A 399-nucleotide genomic window follows, 5' to 3' on the forward strand; every position below is an offset into this window, starting at 1 on the left:
CGGCGCTGACTTCATCGTGCCCGCCGCCAGCACCATCGGCGACCTGCTGAAGGCGGCGGGAATGGTGCAGCCGCGGACGCCGCGTAAGCGAACGCCGGGCAACCTGCGCAGTCTCACGACACCCGTGAGGAATAACCACGTCTGGAGCGCTGATTTTAAAGGGCGCTTCCGCCTGAAAGACGGCAGCTGGTGCCGCCCCTTCACGCTCACCGATAACCACAGCCGCTACCTGCTGTCATGCGAGCCGGGCACGTCGGAGACCACGGCGTTCGTGCGCGGCTGCATGGAAAAGGCCTTCCTGGAAGGCGGGCTGCCCGACGTTATCCGCACCGACAACGGCTCGCCCTTCGTTGCGCCGGGCATCCTCGCGCTGACGCAGCTGAGCGTGTGGCTGATAAA

The 399-nt window shown here is 65.9% G+C and carries 1 protein-coding gene; it reads left to right on the top strand.

Annotated features, from left to right (window positions below):
• Window positions 1-399, top strand: a 399-nt coding sequence (locus CBW22_RS25005; RefSeq protein WP_141097375.1) for a DDE-type integrase/transposase/recombinase, incomplete at both ends; no start/stop codon positions are given.

Origin of the sequence: Pantoea sp. VS1 (genome assembly GCF_002207995.1) — a bacterium.
Taxonomy (GTDB): domain Bacteria; phylum Pseudomonadota; class Gammaproteobacteria; order Enterobacterales; family Enterobacteriaceae; genus Pantoea; species Pantoea dispersa.